The sequence below is a fragment of the Streptomyces sp. NPDC056452 genome (assembly GCF_042796085.1).
GTDB lineage: Bacteria > Actinomycetota > Actinomycetes > Streptomycetales > Streptomycetaceae > Streptomyces.
Map to the genome: position 1 here is coordinate 95,548 of NZ_JBHTRI010000015.1, position 18,497 is coordinate 114,044.

Genomic DNA, 18,497 nt, shown 5'->3' on the forward strand with positions numbered 1-18,497 from the left:
GGTCAGAGGCCGGCCGCCGCCGATGCTATGGCGGTGGCGAAGGTCGAGACCTGGGTGTACACACCGGGGTAGCCGGCGCGTGCGCAGCCTTCGCCCCAGCTGACGATGCCTGTCTGGATCCAGGCTCCGGCGTTGTCCTTGCGGAACATGGGGCCGCCGGAGTCGCCCTGGCAGGTGTCGACGCCGCCGGTGTCGACGAGTCCGGCGCAGATCTCCTCGCTGGGGACGAGGTCGCTGCCGTAAGCCTGCTGGCAGACGGAGTCGGAGACGAACGGCACGGTGGCCTTGAGCAGGTAGCGCTGCTGGCCGCCGCCTTCCCTGGCGGCTCCCCAGCCGGCGATGGTGAAGTTGCCCGTGTCGTACGCGGTGGTGGTGGCGATCTTCAGGGTGGGCAGGTTGATCGGCTTGGCGAGCTTGATGAGCGCCCAGTCCTTGCCCACGCCGTTGTAGCCGGGTGCCTGGAGGACCTTGGTGGACTTGACCTTGACGGCGCTCGAGGACTGGAGGTCGACGACGCCGGCGGTGGCGGTGATCGAGGTGTTGTTGCCGGAGCCGCTCACACAGTGCGCGGCGGTGAGCACGATGGTCTGGGTGTAGAGCGCGCCGCCGCAGCCCATGGAGAGCCGGACCATGAAGGGGAACTCACCCTGTGCGGCGCGGGTTCCTCCGACGACGGGGGCGGGGGCCGCGGTGGCACCGGAGGGCTGGAGGCTGATGGCGGCGAGGACCACCGCGGCGATGACGGAGCATCTTTTCAGGGTGCGCAGAAGCTGCTTCAACGGAGTGCCTGCTTTCGGTGGGGGGTTCGGTGGGGGTGCGCTGTGCAGGCGTGCGGGCGTGCAGGTCCAGGTCAGGGGCACGGCCGACACAGCTCTCGGCATGCTCCCGACAAGAACGCTCCGATTATCGGGAAGTGATCACCGCTGCCACAAGGCAGACTTTCCAGCCAAGATCATCAGGCTGCCCGCAGACCCCTCCCCCGCGGCTCGGCCTACAGTGAAGGTCCGTTGAGCGTCATCGATGGGGGTTCGGACGTGAGAGACGGCAGTAACGGCAGCAGTGGCAGTCCGGTCGTCCACGGGTTTCCGCATCTGGACACCGTCCGGTCCGCGATCACCGCGCTCTACCGGCGGATCTCCTACGACGGCGTACACAGCTACGCCACCAGCCTCGTCCCCGCCGACGCCGCGTTCGCCGACGCGGACGATCTGCACCTCGGCTCCCAGCGCGTGGCACACGCCCTCGTCGAGCATCTGCATCTGCCCCAGGCACGGATGATCGTCGGCTTCCGGGAGATGGAACATGCCGCGAGCGTGGAACTCGCCGCGGGCCCGGAGTACTTCATCGAGCTCAACGACCGGTTCCGGACGCACCGCAGGGACATCGGGGCAGCGCTCGCACACGAGATCACCCATGTCCTGCTGCACCGCCTGGGCCTCGAGTTCCCCGGCACCCGCGACAACGAGATCCTCACCGACACGGTGACGGCCTACCTCGGCGCGGGCTGGCTCCTGCTGGACGCCTTCCGGGAGGACGCCACATCGAGCCAGAAGCTCGGCTACCTCACACCGGAGGAGTTCGGGTACGTGCTCGCAAAGCGTGCGCTCGTCTTCGGCGAGGACCCCTCCGTGTGGTTCACCAGTCCGCAGGCGTACGCCGCCTACACCAAGGGCCGGGCCCAGGCCCTGCGGGACCTCGACCGGCCACCGCTGACGGCCGCGGGATGGGCGGGCCGCCGCCGCTACGCCAAGGACCGCCGTGTCGCCCGGGACAACCCCGGCACCGGGCCCGGCCCGGACGTCCCCTACACCTTCGAGCACGGTGACGCGGGGTTGCGGGTCGCCTTCGCCTGCCCGACCTGCAGCCAGCGCATCCGGGTCCCGGTCCGCGGCCGGGTACGGGCCCGGTGCGCACTGTGCCGCACCGTCCTGGAGTGCGACACCTGAGGTTCGTCCCGCATGCGCCGTAGGGTCGAAGTATGACGAAAGATCCGGCCGGGGACCCAGGCAACCTCTTCGAGGCGCTGTACGACGGTGAGGACGCCGTCGTACGGGCGCTCCGCGCGGGTGCGTCCGCCGAGTCGAGCGACACGGACGGGACCACGGCGCTGTACCTGGCGTCGGTGGAGGACCTGCCGGGCTCGGTGCGGCTGCTGCTCGCCGCGGGGGCCGATCCCAACCGGGCGAGCGGCCCGGAAGCGGGCGACCTGCCGCTGTGCGGCGCGGCGTGCGGCGGCCACGGCGAGGTCGTCGAGGCGCTGCTCGCGGCCGGCGCGGAACCTGACCTGCGCGAGGAGTTCGGCTTCACCGCACTGCGGTGGGCGGTCGGCCTGGGACACGCGCGGATCGCGGAGACCCTGCTCTCGCACGGTGCGGATCCCGGCCTGCCCGGCCCGGAGGGCGATTCCCCGCTGGTACTCGCGGCCCGGCGGGGATCGGTGCACACGGTCCGGACCCTGCTCCGGCACGGCGCGGCCGACCTGGCCCGGGCGCTGGAGGAGGCCAGGCGCTGCCTGCGGCTGGACATCGAGCGGGAACTCCGCGACGCCCTGTCCGCGCTGTACGGCGACGGCGCCGGCAGCGGCGGGATCGACGGCGGCTTCACGACGGTGGTGCGCCGCACCCCGGTGGACGGCGGAGTGACCGTCACGGTCGAACTCCAGCGGGACGGCGAGCCCTTCGCGTCCCAGGACCGGCAGACGGGACACGGCGCGATCGCGACGCTCCTGGAGAACGAGCTGGGTCTGCGGGCCCCGTTCGAGGAGCTGGCGGCCCGTGCGCTGCGGGGTGCGGACCCGGAGCTGGACGACTGGCACGAGTCGGTCGAAGCGCTGTGGCTGCGCGGTGACGAGGAGACGTTCCAGGCGGCGGCCGCGTGGACGGCGAGCGGAGACCCGCTGCGCCAGGCCTTCGGCGCGGATGTGCTGGCGCAGCTCGGATTCCGTACCGGGGCGAAGCCGTTCGCCGCGCGGTCGGTGCCGCTGCTGCGGGAACTGGCACGGGAGGCCGTGGACGCGGAGCTGATCCAGTCCGCGGTCCTGGGCCTCGGCCACCATGAGGATCCGGCCGCCCTGCCGGAGATCCTGCGCCACGCGGAGCATCCGGACCGGTTGGTGCGGCGCGCGGTGACGCTGGCGCTGTTCGGCCCGGTGGCGACGGACCGGCCGGAAGCCGTCGCGGCACTGATCACCCTGAGCGGGGACACCGACGAGGGGGTCCGCGACTGGGCGACGACGGCTTTGGCCACCGCGGACGACGACACCGCGGAGATCCGGGAAGCCCTGGCGGAGCGCCTGGACGACGCGGACCCCGACACGGTGGCGGAGGCGGCGCGAGGCCTGGCACGACGCGGTGACCCACGGGCGGCCGAGGCCCTGGCACGCCTCCTGGCGGAGGAACCGGCGGACAGCTACGCGGGCACGACGGCCGCGGCCGCCGTGGAGGACGTCACAGGCACGTAGGGCCTGTCGTTCGGATCATGCCGCGCGGCACCCACCCGGCCCGTGCGGCGATTGCGGACAAAAAAGCCGCGGTGACCAGGAACCCCGGTCACCGCGACTGTCTGTCCTACGACCGCTACGCGGCCCGACGTCCCCGCGAAGGCGCACCGCTGCGCCCGCCGGCACTCCCGGCTCGCCCGGCCCCGGCACCACGGCCCGAACCACCCGAAGCCGCGCCACGGCCCGAGCCACCCGAAGCCGCACCACGGCCCGAACCACCCGAAGCCGCGCCACGGGCCGAACCGCCCGAAGCCGCGCCGGCACCCGCACCGGCGCCGGCACCGGCGCCCGCACCGCCGCGACGGCCCCGGCCCCGGCTGCCCGAGCGGAAGGACCCGCCGGCCGCCGCACCCGCACCCGAACCCGTGCCGCGCGTACGCGGCTTGGGCGGCGTCGGCTCCGGCACGGCGATGACGATCGCGATGCCGGACGGCTCACGCGCACCGGTGATCCGGCTGAGCTCCTCGTCGCTGGACTTGATCCGGGTGGTACGCGGTGCGATACCCGCGTCCGCCATCAGCCGGGTCATGTCCCGCTTCTCCTCGGGCAGCACCAGCGTGACGACGCTGCCGGACTCCCCGGCGCGCGCCGTGCGCCCGCCGCGGTGGAGGTAGTCCTTGTGGTCGGTCGGCGGGTCCACGTTGACGACGAGGTCCAGGTCGTCGACGTGGATGCCTCGGGCCGCGACGTTCGTCGCGACGAGCGCGGTGACCTCGCCGGTCTTGAACTGGTCCAGCGTCCTGTTGCGCTGCGGCTGGGACCGGCCGCCGTGCAGTGCGGCAGCCCGTACGCCACTGGCGAGCAGCCGCTTGGCGAAACGGTCCGCGGCACGCTTGGTGTCCACGAACATGATCACCCGGCCCTCGCGGGCGGCGATCTTCGTGGCGACGGCCTTCTTGTCGGTCTCGTCCGCCACGTGCAGCACGTGGTGCTCCATGGTGGTGACGGCGCCCGCGGACGGGTCGACCGAGTGCACGACCGGGTCGGTGAGGAACATCTTGACCAGCCGGTCGATGTTCTTGTCCAGGGTCGCGGAGAACAGCATGCGCTGCCCGTCCGGCTCGACCTGCTTGAGCAGCGCGACGACCTGCGGCATGAAGCCCATGTCGGCCATCTGGTCGGCCTCGTCGAGGACGGTGATGGCGACCTGGTCGAGCCGGCAGTCGCCGCGCTCGATGAGGTCCTTGAGCCGTCCCGGTGTGGCGACGAGTACCTCGGCGCCACGGCGCAGCGTGCCGGTCTGCTTGCTGATCGACATGCCGCCGACCACGGTCGCCATCCGCAGGTTCACGGACGTCGCGTACGGCGTGAGGGCGTCGGTCACCTGCTGCGCGAGTTCACGGGTGGGGACGAGGACGAGCGCCAGCGGGGCGTGCGGCTCGGAGCGGCGTCCGGCGGTGCGCGCGAGCATGGCCAGGCCGAAGGCCAGGGTCTTGCCGGAGCCGGTGCGGCCACGGCCGAGGATGTCCCGGCCGGCCAGCGAGTTCGGCAGGGTGGCGCCCTGGATGGGGAAGGGTTCGGTCACACCCTGCGCGGTGAGGGTCTTCTGCAGCGCGGCGGGCATGTCGAGCTCGGCGAACGCCTCGACGGCGGGCAGCGCGGGGGTCAAGGTTTCCGGCAGGGCGAATTCGCCACCCTGCGACGGCGCGGGACGGCGGCGGGCCGGCGCCTTGGCGGAGCCTCTGGCGTTCACCTGTGCCCGGTCCGTGCCGCGCCCCCTTATCGGGCGGCTGCGGGTCGGTCGGTCCTGGCGTTCGGAGCGGGTCATACGGAATTGCCCTCCTGGGGGATTCCTGGGGTTACTGCCGACTGCTGTGGACTGCTTGATGTGCGCCCCAGGATGCAAGCACAGAGCAGGTGTCCCCGGAGACAGAGCAAACCGGAAACAGCACAAACCGGGGCCCGCACCTTCACGGTGCGGGCCCCGGCTGCGAGGTACGCGTCCGGCAATTAGGCCGGGACGATGTTCTCCGCCTGCGGGCCCTTCTGGCCCTGCGTGACGTCGAAGGAGACCTTCTGGCCCTCCTGGAGCTCACGGAAGCCCTGGGTGGCGATGTTCGAGTAGTGGGCGAAGACGTCGGCGCCGCCGCCGTCCTGCTCGATGAAGCCGAAGCCCTTTTCCGAGTTGAACCACTTCACGGTTCCAGTAGCCATGTCATTCTCCTAAAAGAGGTGCAGTGCCGGAAATCCGCACTTTACGAATTCCAAGTCGCCGCATTGAGCCCCATCCGGAGAAAGCCGGAAAACAATAAAGCGCCTGAGGAGGGTTCCCGTCAGGCGCACATAAAGTTCATGGGTACCAAAACTGCAACTGGGCAACCGTAGCACGTTCTGTCGTCCTGCGGCAGCTCCCGCCACGCCGCCGGAGGGAAAGGTTGGCTGACCAGCGGGGTCGCGGCAGCCGTTCGGCCCGGGTTCCGGAATCGTTCCCGGATGCTTCCCGGGCCGTTCTCCCAAGGGTTACGGGCCCTTGGGCGGCGGCGAGCGGAACCCCGTGGTCCGCCGGAGCCGCTCGAGCGGAAGTCATTCACCCGAATGACGCAGGAGTCGCGTCCGGCCCCGTGTCGGCCCGTGCGGGAATGCCGTCAGGAACCCGGTGCGGGTTGCGCCGGGCGGGTGACCCGACGGAACCGCGCGGCCGCCCGGCCGGGACGTCACATCTCGCGGGGCGGACTGTCGTCGTTGCCCCGGCGGATCGTGCGCAGCGCGTGGCCGGGACGCCAGACCTGTACGACCAGGTCGTCGCCGTCGAGCCCGGTGCGGACCACTTCCGCCGGCTCGGCGCGGAAGAGGAGGAACGGCTCCGGCGGGGTCACCGCCTCGACGAAGCGCGCCAGGACGGCGGGGTCGGTCACCTCCACGGCCCGGCCGGAGATCCGGACGTCGCCGTCGGCCATCTCGGCGTCGGGTCCCGGGTTGGCCTGGATGGCGAATCGCGGGTCGCGCCGCAGGTCGAGCGCCTTGCGGGAGCCCGGCATCATGCCGAGCCACAGCTCGTCCAGCCGGAACTCCGCCTCCAGGCCGGTGACGCGGGGGGAGCCGTCCTTGCGGAGGGTCGCAAGGACATGGTGCTTGTACTGCTGGAACCGCTTCTGCACGGTGTCGGCGAAGGCCGGCTCCGCAGCCCGGAAGTCTTGCCACGAACTCGATGTCATGGAGCCATCGAACCCCTCAATCCGGACACCTTCTGTCGGGATTCACCGGACGTCACCGGATCGGATGCCGCCTTGTTGCAATCGTGGTGTGCTGGAGGGGGTGATGCCGTCGCCCGGACGGCGGGGAGGACCCCGCCCGAGGTGATTTCAGATGGCAGTCTTCATGAAGGCCGTCCTGCCCGGCACCACGGTCGAGCAGTACGACGCCCTCAACGCCGAGCTGCAGGCACTTCCAGGTGACACCTTCGCGGGATGCCTGTCGCATGTGTGCGTGCCGACCGATGCGGGCCTGGAGATCTATGACCTCTGGGAGTCCCAGGAGGCCATGGACAAGTTCGGCGCGCTGATCATGCCCATCGCACAGAAGCACGGCATGCCCTCCGCTTCCGGGCCCCCTGCGGTCTCCCCCGTGCACCGCTACTGGGTGCCCGGCGCGTAGCCGTTCACCGACCGCTGTCACCCGTGCCGGGTGCGTGCTCCTTCACCGGCCCGGCAGGGTGACCACCACCGCGTAACCCCGCGTGCGCAGGACGCCCGGTGAGTCCCCGGTGGCCAGTACCGCGTCGTAGCAGGCGAGTTCGACGTCCTCGGTGGCGTTCTCGGCCACCGCACCGTCCTCGAGCGCGACAGCGACGACCGCGCCGCCGTCCGGCGGGGTCAGTCGTACGGTGCCGCGTACGACGGCGGTCGATGCCGCCTCACGGCCGCGGCGGTACATCACGTTGAGGTTGACGACCGGTCCCCCGAGGAGTCGGCCCTCGGTTTCCAGGTCGCCGGGGAAGTCGTGGGGCCACAACGGTTCGTCGACGATGTGGTGTTCGCCGCCGACCATCAGGTCCATCCCCTCGCCCTCGACGACGGTCAGGGTGCGGTCGATGCCGGGGAAGAACGAGAACGGGCCGTCCGCCGACACCTCGGCGAGGCTGATCCGCCAGTCGAAGGTGTCCGTCGTCGCGCCCTCGGGACCCGCGGCGATCTCCCGGGTGACTCCCCCGCCGTTGTGCCAGGGCGCAGCCGCACGGCCGGCCGCCCTCAGTACGCGCAAGGCCATGTCGCTCTCCGATCGGGGTTCCGGCTGCGGGACTTCCGAGACTACGGGCTGTCCCGTACCCGGATGTGCCCGTCTCCCCCGGCGTTCGCTATCTTGAGCGCCGCCGCCCCGGCGGCCCTCCTCCCCGCCCACGAATCTCCGCCCACGAATGAAGGAGCCGGCCATGGAGGCCGCAGCCACCTCGTGTTACCGCCACCCGTCGTACGAGACGTATGTGCGTTGCACGCGCTGCGACCGGTACATCTGCCCCGACTGCATGCGTGAGGCGTCGGTGGGCCATCACTGCGTGGAGTGCGTGAAGGAGGGGCAGCGCTCGGTCCGTCAGGCGCGCTCACTCTTCGGCGGTGCGGTGTCGGCGACCGCGGCTCCCGTGGTGACGTATGTGCTGATGGCGCTGAACATCGTCGCGTACGTCGTCGAGGTGGTGCGTTCCGGGACGGTGGACCGGTTCGGGATGCTCGGGGCGGTTCTCGTCGATCCGGCGGGCGGGCAGTACTACTACCGGGGTGAACAGGCCCCGGGGTTCGATCTGGTCGGGGTGGCCGACGGTGAGTGGTACCGGTTGCTGACCGGCGCCTTCCTGCATCTGCCGCCCGACACGTCGTTCGGTGTGATGCACCTCGTCTTCAACATGTTCGCGCTCTGGAACCTGGGCCGGGTCGTCGAGGGGCACCTGGGCCGGGCCCGGTATCTGGCGCTGTACCTGCTGTCCGCGGTGGGGGGTTCGGTGCTGGTGTACCTGGTCTCGCCGGAGACCACGGCGGTCGGTGCCTCGGGGGCGGTCTTCGGTCTGGCCGCGTCGTTCTACGTCATCAACCGGCGGCTGCGCAGCGACATGCACGCGGTCAACCGCTTCATGGCCGGTTTTCTGCTGTGGATGGTGATCTCGGCCGCGTTCACGTCGTGGGAGGGGCACCTCGGCGGGCTGCTGACCGGTGGCCTGGTGACGTACGGGCTCGCGTACGCCCCGGCGAAGTTGCGGACTTCGGCGATGCAGCTGGCCGGCGGTGTGGTGCTGGTCGCTCTGCTGGCCGTGGTGGTGGCCCTGAGGACGGCGTCGTTGACGGGCGCGGCCTGACGGCCCGTACGGCTGCGCCCCCGTCGACGTGCTCTGCGGAGTGCGTCCGGCGGGGCGAGGGGCCCGGGACGCGCCACGGCGCCCGCCATGGTCCGGTCGGGGACGAGGCGGGCGCCGTGTTCAGTTCCGTACGCCGTTGTACGGGACGTGTGTGTGCCGTGATCAGACCATCATGGAGCGGTCCGTCGGGCGGATCGGGGCCGGCAGTGCGCTGGCCCCGGTGAGGAAGCGGTCCACGCCGCGGGCCGCGGAGCGGCCCTCGGCGATGGCCCAGACGATCAGGGACTGGCCGCGGCCCGCGTCACCGGCGACGTAGACGCCGTCGACGTTGGTGGCGTAGTCCTTGTCGCGCGCGATGTTGCCGCGCTCGTCGAGGTCGAGGCCGAACTGCTGGACGAGGCCGTTGGCCTGGTCGGTGCCGGTGAATCCCATGGCCAGCGTGACGAGCTGGGCGGGGATGACACGCTCGGTGCCGGCCTTCTGCTCCAGCTTGCCGTCCTTGAACTCCACCTCGATGAGGTGCAGGGACTGGACGTTGCCGTCCTCGTCGCCCTCGAAGTGGGTGGTGGAGACGGAGTAGACCCGCTCGCCGCCCTCCTCGTGCGCGGAGGTGACCTTGTAGAGCATCGGGAAGGTCGGCCAGGGCTGGTTGGCGTTGCGGTCCTCGCCCGGCCTCGGCATGATCTCCAGCTGGGTGACGGAGGCCGCGCCCTGCCGGTGGGCGGTGCCGACGCAGTCGGCGCCGGTGTCGCCGCCGCCGATGACGACGACGTGCTTGCCCTCGGCGGTGATCGGGGTGACCGTCAGGTCGCCCTCCTGCACCTTGTTGGCGAGCGGGAGGTACTCCATCGCGAAGTGCACGCCGTTCAGCTCACGGCCCGGGACGGGCAGATCGCGGGAGACGGTGGCTCCGGCGGCGATGACGACCGAGTCGTAGCGACGGCGCAGCTTCGCGGCGTCGATGTCGCGGCCGATCTCGATCTCGGTGCGGAACTTGGTGCCTTCCGCGCGCATCTGCTCGATGCGGCGGTTGATGTGCGACTTCTCCATCTTGAACTCGGGGATGCCGTAGCGCAGCAGGCCGCCGATGCGGTCGGCGCGCTCGTACACGACGACCGTGTGGCCGGCCCGGGTGAGCTGCTGGGCGGCGGCCAGGCCGGCCGGGCCGGAGCCGATGACGGCGACGGTCTTGCCGGAGAGGCGCTCGGGCGGCTGCGGGGTGACGTCGCCGCTGTCCCAGGCCTTGTCGATGATGGAGACTTCGACGTTCTTGATGGTGACGGCCGGCTGGTTGATGCCGAGCACGCACGCCGCCTCGCAGGGTGCGGGGCACAGCCGCCCGGTGAACTCCGGGAAGTTGTTCGTGGCGTGCAGGCGCTCGGAGGCGGCCGTCCAGTCCTCGCGGTAGGCGAAGTCGTTCCACTCGGGAATGAGGTTTCCGAGCGGGCAGCCCTGGTGGCAGAACGGGATGCCGCAGTCCATGCAGCGGCTCGCCTGCTTGCTGATGATCGGGAGCAGCGAGCCCGGAACGTAGACCTCGTTCCAGTCCTTGACGCGCTCGCCGACGGGGCGGGTCTTGGCGACCTCGCGGCCGGTGGTCAGGAAGCCCTTGGGGTCAGCCATTGGTCGCCGCCTCCATCATCTTCTCGGTGGTCTCCTGCTCGGAGAGACCGGCGAGCTCAGCGGCGTCCTTGGCGGCGAGCACTGCCTTGTAGGTGGACGGGATGATCTTGCTGAACCGGGCCACCGCGGTGTCCCAGTCGGCAAGCAGCTTCTCGGCGACCGTGGAGCCGGTCTCCTCCTGGTGGCGGCGCACGACATCGTGCAGCCACTGCTTGTCGGTGTCGTCGAGCGGGCCGACGGCGCCGAGGTTGCCGGTGTTGACGTTGTCGGGGTCCAGGTCGATGACGTACGCGACCCCGCCCGACATGCCTGCGGCGAAGTTGCGTCCGGTCTCGCCGAGGACGACGGCGTGGCCGCCGGTCATGTACTCGCAGCCGTGGTCGCCCACGCCTTCCGAGACGACGGTCGCACCGGAGTTGCGGACGCAGAATCGTTCGCCCGTCCGGCCGCGCAGGAACAGTTCGCCGCCGGTCGCACCGTAGGCGATGGTGTTGCCCGCGATGGTGGAGTACTCGGCGAGGTGGTCGGCGCCGCGGTCCGGGCGGACGATGACCCGGCCGCCGGAGAGGCCCTTGCCGACGTAGTCGTTGGCGTCGCCCTCCAGGCGCAGGGTCACACCGCGCGGTACGAACGCTCCGAAGGACTGGCCGGCGGAACCGGTGAAGGTCACGTCGATGGTGTCCTCGGGCAGGCCCGCGCCGCCGAACTTCTTGGTGACCTCGTGGCCGAGCATGGTGCCGACGGTCCGGTTGATGTTCCGGATCGCGATCTGGGCCCGGACGGGCTGGGCGGCCTCCGCGCTGTCGGCGCCCAGGGCGTCGGCGGCGAGCTTGATCAGCTCGTTGTCGAGTGCCTTGGCGAGTCCGTGGTCCTGCTCGTTGATGCGGTGGCGCACCGCACCCTCGGGCAGCTCGGGCACGTAGAAGAGGGGCTCCAGGTCGAGGCCCTGTGCCTTCCAGTGCGTGATCGCACGGTCGGTGTCGAGGAGTTCGGCGTGGCCGACGGCCTCCTCGATCGTGCGGAAGCCCAGCTCGGCGAGGATCTCGCGGACCTCTTCGGCGATGAACTCGAAGAAGTTGACGATGTACTCGGCCTTGCCCGAGAAGCGGTCGCGCAGGACCGGGTTCTGGGTGGCGATGCCGACCGGGCAGGTGTCGAGGTGGCAGACGCGCATCATGACGCAGCCGGAGACGACGAGCGGCGCGGTCGCGAAACCGAACTCCTCGGCGCCGAGCAGCGCGGCGATGACGACGTCGCGGCCGGTCTTGAGCTGGCCGTCGGTCTGGACGACGATGCGGTCGCGCAGCCCGTTGAGCAGCAGGGTCTGCTGGGTCTCGGCGAGGCCGAGCTCCCAGGGGCCGCCCGCGTGCTTGAGCGAGGTCAGCGGGGAGGCGCCCGTTCCGCCGTCGTGGCCGGAGATGAGCACGACGTCCGCGTGGGCCTTGGACACACCGGCCGCGACCGTGCCGACACCCACCTCGGAGACCAGCTTCACGTGGATGCGGGCCGCCGGGTTGGCGTTCTTGAGGTCGTGGATCAGCTGAGCCAGGTCCTCGATGGAGTAGATGTCGTGGTGCGGCGGGGGCGAGATCAGGCCGACGCCCGGGGTGGAGTGCCGGGTCTTGGCGACCCACGGGTAGACCTTGTGGCCGGGCAGCTGGCCGCCCTCGCCGGGCTTGGCGCCCTGCGCCATCTTGATCTGGATGTCGTCCGCGTTGACCAGGTATTCGCTGGTCACACCGAAGCGGCCGGAGGCGACCTGCTTGATGGACGAGCGGCGTGCCGGGTCGTACAGCCGGTCGGCGTCCTCGCCGCCCTCGCCGGTGTTGGACTTGCCGCCCAGCTGGTTCATGGCGATGGCGAGGGTTTCGTGCGCCTCCTGCGAGATGGAGCCGTACGACATGGCGCCGGTGGAGAAGCGCTTGACGATGTCGGAGACGGACTCGACCTCGTCGATGGAGATCGGCTCGCGGCCGGACTTGAAGCCGAAGAGGCCGCGGAGCGTCATGAGGCGCTCGGACTGCTCGTTCACCCGGCCGGTGTACTTCTTGAAGATGTCGTACCGGCGGTTGCGGGTGGCGTGCTGGAGGCGGAAGACCGTCTCCGGGTCGAACAGGTGCGGCTCGCCCTCGCGGCGCCACTGGTACTCGCCGCCGATCTCCAGGGCGCGGTGCGACGCGGAGATGCCGGAGGCGGGGTAGGCCTTGGCGTGCCGGGCGGCGACCTCCTTGGCGACGATGACGAGGCCGGCGCCGCCGATCTTGGTGGCGGTGCCGTTGAAGTACTGCTGGACGAAGGCCTCGTCCAGGCCGACTGCCTCGAAGACCTGGGCGCCGCGGTAGGAGGCGACGGTCGAGATGCCCATCTTGGACATGACCTTCAGGACGCCCTTGCCGAGGGCGTAGATCAGGTTGCGGATGGCCTGCTCGGGCTCGATGCCCTCGATGAACGTACCGGCGCGGACGAGGTCCTCGACGGACTCCATCGCGAGGTACGGGTTGACCGCGGCGGCGCCGTAGCCGATCAGCAGCGCGACGTGGTGGACCTCGCGTACGTCACCGGCCTCGACCAGCAGGCCCACCTGGGTGCGCTGCTTGGTACGGATGAGGTGGTGGTGGACGGCCGAGGTGAGCAGCAGCGAGGGGATCGGTGCGTGCTCGGCGTCGGAGTGCCGGTCGGACAGGACGACCAGGCGGGCGCCGTCCTCTATGGCGGCGTCGACCTCGGTGCAGATCTCCTCGATCCGGGCGGCGAGGGCGTCGCCGCCGCCGCTGACCCGGTAGAGGCCGGCGAGGGTGGCGGCCTTCATGCCCGGCATGTCGCCGTCGGCGTTGATGTGTATGAGCTTGGCCAGCTCGTCGTTGTCGATCACCGGGAAGGGCAGCGTGACGCTGCGACATGCCGCGGCGGTCGGCTCCAGGAGGTTGCCCGCGGGGCCGAGCGTGGAGCGCAGCGAGGTGACGAGCTCCTCGCGGATGGCGTCCAGCGGCGGGTTGGTGACCTGGGCGAACAGCTGGGTGAAGTAGTCGAACAGCAGCCGGGGGCGCTCGGAGAGCGCGGCGATCGGCGAGTCCGTGCCCATGGAGCCCAGCGGTTCGCCGGCGGTGCGGGCCATCGGGGCGAGGAGGACGCGGAGCTCTTCCTCGGTGTAGCCGAAGGTCTGCTGGCGGCGGGTGACCGAGGCGTGGGTGTGGACGATGTGCTCGCGCTCGGGGAGGTCCTCGAGCTCGATCTCACCGGTTTCCAGCCATTCGGCGTAGGGCTGTTCGGCGGCGAGGGACGCCTTGATCTCGTCGTCCTCGATGATGCGGTGCTCGGCGGTGTCGACGAGGAACATCTTGCCGGGCTGGAGGCGGCCCTTGCGGACGACCTTGGCGGGGTCGATGTCCAGGACACCGACCTCGGAGGAGAGGACGACGAGGCCGTCGTCGGTGACCCAGTAGCGGCCGGGGCGCAGACCGTTGCGGTCGAGGACCGCGCCGACCTGGGTGCCGTCGGTGAAGGTGACGCAGGCCGGGCCGTCCCAGGGCTCCATCATCGTGGAGTGGTACTGGTAGAACGCACGCCGGGCGGGGTCCATGGACGCGTGGTTCTCCCACGCCTCGGGGACCATCATCAGCACCGAGTGGGGCAGGGAGCGGCCGCCGAGGTGGAGGAGCTCCAGGACCTCGTCGAAGGACGCCGAGTCGGAGGCGTCCGGGGTGCAGACGGGGAAGATCCGGTCGAGCTGCGCGGGACCGAAGAGGCTGGAGGCGAGCTGGGACTCGCGGGCCTTCATCCAGTTGCGGTTGCCCTTGACCGTGTTGATCTCGCCGTTGTGCGCGACGAAGCGGTACGGGTGGGCGAGCGGCCAGCTCGGGAAGGTGTTGGTGGAGAAGCGGGAGTGGACCAGCGCGACCGTGGTGGCGAAACGGCGGTCGGAGAGGTCCGGGAAGAACGGCTCCAGCTGCCCGGTGGTGAGCATGCCCTTGTAGACGATCGTGCGTGCGGAGAGCGAGGGGAAGTACACCCCGGCCTCACGCTCGGCGCGCTTGCGCAGGACGAAGGCCTTGCGGTCGAGGGCGATGCCGCTGCTCGTACCGTCCGCGACGACGATCTGGCGGAAGTCGGGCATCGTGGCCCGGGCACCGTTGCCCAGGAGGTCCGGGGTGACCGGTACCTCGCGCCAGCCGAGGACGTCGAGGCCCTCTTCGCCGGCGATCTTCTCGATCTGCTGGACGGACTCGGCGGAGTCGTCAGCGGACAGGAACGCGATGCCGACGGCGTAGGAACCCGCCTCGGGGAGGTCGAAGGCGACCTCTTCGCGGAGGAAGGCATCCGGTACCTGGAGCAGAATGCCGGCGCCGTCACCCGAGTCGGGCTCGGATCCGGTGGCGCCGCGGTGTTCGAGGTTGCGCAGTACGGTCAGCGCCTGCTCGACCAGCTCATGGCTGGCCACACCGGTCAGAGTGGCCACGAACCCGACGCCACAGGCGTCGTGCTCGTTACGGGGGTCGTACATCCCCTGCTGAACGGGGCGACCGTCCATGGGCGACCAGGCGTCGGAACGCATCGGCTCTCCCGTCGTCGTCGTGGCATGTGCTGTGCCGAGGGACGACGTTGGCCCTCTGCGAAATTTCGTGCAGGTTACATGATGGAACGCTTCTCAAAAAGCGAATAGTCCGTTCCAACATGCGGACACCACGGAGTCGTGGTGGAGGTGGGTCGCGATCGGACGGATCCTTGTGGATCACCGTCCGGGGAGACCGCAGAGAGCAGGCGTCGTTGCCCGCGGTGTGTACGGCTCTTGCCCGGCGGTCATGGAATCGAAACCGCAGAGTAACGGCTACTTATGTGTAGCGCTGCATAGTGTCTCATTTTACGGCTCGGGGAGCCCATCCGCCCAGTGACGTGCGTCAAGACGTATGTCACACCGGATCCACGCCCTTGCGGCGGGTGTTCACCGAAGGTCGCCGGGCGGACACGTTCAGCAGCAGTCCGCAACCCGTCACGGGGGTGGCCGCGCCCCTGCGGACGGAGCGCTCCATGGAGCCGCTAATACGTTGGTGAGGGCGCCGTTAACGCTGTTAGGTTCGGGGCGTTTGTCGACGCACAAGTGGGGGGAACACATGCGCAGAACAAAGATCATCGCCATCGCTCTGATGCCCACGCTCACGCTGGGCCTTGTCGGAGCGGGCGTCACCACGGCGCTCGTGGTGGGGACGCAGGCGGCCTCGGCGGCCGAGCGGGGGTGGGAGGCACCCGGCGCGCTCACCGACGAGGCCGGTGCCAACTCCGCCGCGGGTGTGAAGGTCACCTCGGACGGCACCGCCGTCACGGTATGGACGCGGGGCACCGGGGAGGGCCCGCAGGAGCTGTGGGGCGCGACCCGCCCTGCCGACGCCACCGCGTGGAACGCCCCGGTGCGCATAGCCGCCGATCAGAAGTACCTGAAGGACGTACACCTGGTCACCGGCAAGGACGGATCGGCCACGGTCTCCTGGGGCCGCTTCACGACGGAGCGCTTCGACTCGCACAGCACCTCGACGCTCCTGGCCGGCGCCGGGGCGTGGACGGCGCCCGCACCGATCACGTCTGCGCCTTTCGCCAACGACCTCAAGCTGGTCAGCGGGCCCGGCAGCCGGCTCACCGCCGTCTGGAACGGCAACCCGACCCCCGGTGAGGACGAGACGGACGTGGGGGTGTACGCCTCCGATCTGGCGGCACCGGGAGCCGCCTGGTCCGAGGCGGTCCACGTCGGCGGCGGCAGCGTCTACGAGCTGGCGGCGTCAGCGGCGGGCGACGGCGCCGTGACCGTGGCCTGGCAGGCCGACTTCGGGACGCAAGCCCTGCGGGTGTCGACCCGAGCGGCGGGCTCGGCCGATTGGAGTGCCCCCGAGACCATCAGGACCAGCGACTCGTCCGTGTCGGATCTCGACGTACAGACGACTCCCGACGGTGCGGCAATGGTCACGTGGTCAGAGATCAGCCTCACCCGCCCCTTCGCCTACCGCCCGGCCGGCAGCACGACGTGGGGCAGGACCGAATACCTCCCCGCCGACCCGAACAGGGGCACCACCTCACCGCCGCAGCTGGAACCCGACGGCCGGGTGACGGCGTTGTGGCGCAGCGACATCGCCCTCATCCAGACGGCGACCCGCGAGGTGAACGGCACGTGGTCACAGCCCCGCACGGTGGCCGAGAAGTCCATGTTCAAGTTCTGGGACCCCAGCATCGGCCACGACGGCTCGCTCGCCGCCGTGTGGACAACGCTCGAGGGCGAGCTGTGGGCCGTGGTGCGCTCCGAGGGCACCTGGGGCGCACCAGTACACGTGGGCCAGGTCGACCTCCACGCGCAGGGCTCCGTGGCCACGGGTGCGGACGGCCGTGCCGTCGCCGTGTGGAACAAGGAGCTCGGGCTGACGGACGACTACTACTCCATCGACCAGGTCTGGACGACGGCCACGGGTGCCGCGAAGCCGGGAGTCCCGGCCGCGCGCCGGGACTACGTCGGCGACGACGGTTTCCCGGACCTGTACGCACGCCGGACCGACGGTTCGCTGCTCGTGTACCAGGGCAACTCGGCCGGGAAGGTGTCGGCGACGGCCGACGGCGGGACCTGGCCCACGACGTCCACGCTGGTCCCCTTCGGAGACCTCAACGGTGACGGGGCGAACGACACGCTGGTCACCGACGAGGCGGGCAACCTGTCCCGCTACAGCCCGCAGCGGGGCACCGCAGTGACGCCCCGGTCCCCGTTCGTGAAGTTCGGGGGCGGCTGGACGGCATTCGACGGCCTGACCTACTCGGGCGACCTCACCGACGACGGCATCCCGGACCTGGTGGCCCGGCAGACGGCGACCGGTGACCTGTACCTGTTCGCCGGCACCGAGGCGGGCGGCCTGACCCGCACCGGCCGGATCGGCACCAGCTGGAAGAGCCTGACCATCGTCGGCGCGGGCGACCTCAACGGCGACAAGCACGCCGACATCGTCGCCCGCACCACCAACGGCGATCTGTACCGGTACTACGGCACCGGCAAGGGCACCATCTCCTCCGGCACGAAGATCGGCTCCGGCTGGGGCGGCATGGCCGACTTCGTCGGCATCGGCGACCTCACCGGCGACGGCAAGGACGACATCCTCGGCCGCACGACCACCGGCGACCTCTACCGGTACGCCGGCAACGGCACCGGCGGCGTCGGATCCGGCGTCAAGATCGGCACCGGCTGGAAGAGCTTCGCCGGCATCCAGTAGCGGTTCGCGCGCGTACGGCGAAGGCACGGCCCCGTGACGGGGCCGTGCCTTCGCCGTATGCCGGTGGAACCCGGCCGGAGGACGGCCCGTCAGCCGACGGCCACGCCGAACAGGGTGCCGAGACCGTACGTGATCGCTGCGGCGGCCCCACCGAGCACGAGCTGGCGCAGTCCGCTGAACCACCAGGTGCGCGCCGTCACCCGGGCCACCACCGCGCCGCAGCCGAACAGGCCGATCAGGGCGAGGAGCACGGCGGGCCACAGCGCGGTGGCGCCGAGCAGGAAGGGCAGCACGGGCAGCAGGGCACCCAGTGCGAAGGCGCCGAAGGACGAGACGGCCGCGACGAGCGGCGAGGGCAGGTCGCCGGGGTCGATGCCGAGCTCCTCGCGGGCGTGGATCTCCAGCGCCTGCTCGGGGTCCCTGGACAGCTGCCGGGCGACCTCGCGGGCGAGCGCGGGCTCGACGCCCCGGGACTCGTACAGCCCGGCGAGCTCCCGCATCTCGTCCTTGGGGTGCTTACGCAGTTCCCGCCGCTCGACGTCGAGCTCCGCCTCGACGAGCTCGCGCTGCGAGGCGACGGAGGTGTACTCGCCGGCCGCCATCGAGAACGCGCCCGCGGCCAGTCCGGCCAGGCCCGTGATGACGAGGGTCTGCTGGGAGACCGCCCCTCCGGCGACGCCGGTCATGAGGGCGAGGTTGGAGACGAGGCCGTCCATGGCTCCGAAGACCGCGGGCCGCAGCCACCCACCGTTCACATCGCGGTGGGTGTGGTTGTCCCGGTGCGCCTCGTGCAGTACGGCGTCGGTCTCGATGATGGACACAGCTCTCCCCTTGTCCGGAGCGGACCCCATGCGTC

General features: G+C 70.6%; 13 protein-coding genes. 5 read left to right on the top strand and 8 right to left on the bottom strand.

Annotation, left to right across the window (positions count from 1 at the left end):
• Positions 1-2 precede the first annotated feature (2 nt).
• A complete protein-coding gene (locus tag ACFQ6X_RS17155; protein WP_383182220.1) occupies positions 3-779 on the bottom strand; it encodes a S1 family peptidase in 777 nt (258 codons plus the stop codon).
• Between the two features lie 255 nt (positions 780-1,034).
• Here ACFQ6X_RS17155 and ACFQ6X_RS17160 point away from each other — a divergent pair, with 255 nt between their 5' ends.
• Together ACFQ6X_RS17160 and ACFQ6X_RS17165 are read left to right on the top strand one after the other, a co-directional pair.
• Positions 1,035-1,946: a hypothetical protein gene (locus tag ACFQ6X_RS17160; protein ID WP_383182222.1), complete on the top strand. Its 912-nt coding sequence runs from the start codon at positions 1,035-1,037 to the stop codon at positions 1,944-1,946.
• A gap of 32 nt (positions 1,947-1,978) precedes the next feature.
• On the top strand, positions 1,979-3,460 hold the full coding sequence (locus ACFQ6X_RS17165) for an ankyrin repeat domain-containing protein (RefSeq protein WP_383182224.1): 1,482 nt from the start codon (positions 1,979-1,981) through the stop codon (positions 3,458-3,460).
• 115 nt (positions 3,461-3,575) lie between these two features.
• On the opposite strand, the gene ACFQ6X_RS17170 is transcribed toward ACFQ6X_RS17165, so the two are convergent.
• From ACFQ6X_RS17170 to ACFQ6X_RS17180, 3 genes are all read right to left on the bottom strand, one after another.
• Positions 3,576-5,267, bottom strand: a complete 1,692-nt coding sequence (locus tag ACFQ6X_RS17170) for a DEAD/DEAH box helicase (protein ID WP_383182225.1) — start codon at positions 5,265-5,267, stop codon at positions 3,576-3,578.
• A 182-nt stretch (positions 5,268-5,449) separates the two neighbouring features.
• Positions 5,450-5,653 (bottom strand): cold-shock protein, encoded by a 204-nt coding sequence (locus tag ACFQ6X_RS17175; RefSeq protein ID WP_015607926.1) that lies wholly within the window; start codon positions 5,651-5,653, stop codon positions 5,450-5,452.
• A 500-nt stretch (positions 5,654-6,153) separates the two neighbouring features.
• Complete coding sequence (locus ACFQ6X_RS17180) at positions 6,154-6,654, bottom strand: pyridoxamine 5'-phosphate oxidase family protein (protein WP_383182227.1); 501 nt, start codon at positions 6,652-6,654, stop codon at positions 6,154-6,156.
• Positions 6,655-6,805: 151 nt separating this feature from the next.
• Between ACFQ6X_RS17180 and ACFQ6X_RS17185 the strand changes: the two genes are divergently transcribed.
• Positions 6,806-7,093: a hypothetical protein gene (locus tag ACFQ6X_RS17185; protein WP_383182229.1), complete on the top strand. Its 288-nt coding sequence runs from the start codon at positions 6,806-6,808 to the stop codon at positions 7,091-7,093.
• 42 nt (positions 7,094-7,135) lie between these two features.
• Here the strand turns inward: ACFQ6X_RS17185 and ACFQ6X_RS17190 are convergent, their stop codons facing one another.
• A complete protein-coding gene (locus ACFQ6X_RS17190; protein WP_383182231.1) occupies positions 7,136-7,705 on the bottom strand; it encodes a HutD family protein in 570 nt (189 codons plus the stop codon).
• A 163-nt stretch (positions 7,706-7,868) separates the two neighbouring features.
• Here ACFQ6X_RS17190 and ACFQ6X_RS17195 point away from each other — a divergent pair, with 163 nt between their 5' ends.
• The gene (locus ACFQ6X_RS17195) at positions 7,869-8,783 is read left to right on the top strand and encodes a rhomboid family intramembrane serine protease (protein ID WP_383182233.1); all 915 of its coding nucleotides are present in this window, start codon (positions 7,869-7,871) and stop codon (positions 8,781-8,783) included.
• A gap of 162 nt (positions 8,784-8,945) precedes the next feature.
• On the opposite strand, the gene ACFQ6X_RS17200 is transcribed toward ACFQ6X_RS17195, so the two are convergent.
• A complete protein-coding gene (locus tag ACFQ6X_RS17200) occupies positions 8,946-10,406 on the bottom strand; it encodes a glutamate synthase subunit beta (protein WP_356420055.1) in 1,461 nt (486 codons plus the stop codon).
• Complete coding sequence (gene gltB / locus ACFQ6X_RS17205) at positions 10,399-14,958, bottom strand: glutamate synthase large subunit (protein ID WP_383182235.1); 4,560 nt, start codon at positions 14,956-14,958, stop codon at positions 10,399-10,401. Before gltB ends, ACFQ6X_RS17200 begins: the two co-directional genes overlap by 8 nt.
• A gap of 556 nt (positions 14,959-15,514) precedes the next feature.
• Here gltB and ACFQ6X_RS17210 point away from each other — a divergent pair.
• Positions 15,515-17,641 (top strand): FG-GAP repeat domain-containing protein, encoded by a 2,127-nt coding sequence (locus ACFQ6X_RS17210; RefSeq protein WP_383182237.1) that lies wholly within the window; start codon positions 15,515-15,517, stop codon positions 17,639-17,641.
• 89 nt (positions 17,642-17,730) lie between these two features.
• Here ACFQ6X_RS17210 and ACFQ6X_RS17215 read toward each other — a convergent pair whose 3' ends face one another.
• The gene (locus tag ACFQ6X_RS17215; RefSeq protein WP_383182239.1) at positions 17,731-18,462 is read right to left on the bottom strand and encodes a VIT1/CCC1 transporter family protein; all 732 of its coding nucleotides are present in this window, start codon (positions 18,460-18,462) and stop codon (positions 17,731-17,733) included.
• Between the last annotated feature and the right edge of the window lie 35 nt (positions 18,463-18,497).